At 42.5% G+C, this 398-nt stretch carries 1 protein-coding gene; it reads left to right on the top strand.

Annotated features, from left to right (window positions below; genetic code table 11):
- Positions 1-398, top strand: a 398-nt coding sequence (locus tag KH400_RS21770; protein ID WP_217228197.1) for a tripartite tricarboxylate transporter permease, incomplete at both ends; no start/stop codon positions are given.

Here is a 398-nt window from a genome sequence, read left to right as displayed (position 1 = left end):
GCGCTGGAGTTAGCTACGATATCCTCGGTAATCGGCGGATTATTTGGGATGTTTTTGTTGCTATTTTTTGCGCCAGTATTTGCTGATTTCTCATTAAGGTTCGGACCGACAGAGAGCTTTTGGATCGCAATATTTGGAATAACCGTTATTGCAGCGATTTCTGATGGGGCAGTCACTAAGAACTTAATCGGTGGTTGTATAGGGATTGGCTTATCATTTGTAGGGATTAGTATGATTACAGGTACAGCTCGCTTTACGTTTGGTATGGACTCATTAGTTGGAGGGCTACATATGGTAGCTGTGTTAATAGGGCTGTTCGCCTTTCCGCAAGCGTTACGAATGATTGAGGATTTTCGAGAAAATTCTAGAGGAGAAAATAAGCAGAATGGCTATAAGCC

The organism is Desertibacillus haloalkaliphilus (assembly GCF_019039105.1).
GTDB lineage: Bacteria > Bacillota > Bacilli > Bacillales > KJ1-10-99 > Desertibacillus > Desertibacillus haloalkaliphilus.
Note: the sequence above shows the minus strand (reverse complement) of the source record. Positions and strands in the feature narration are given on the sequence as shown.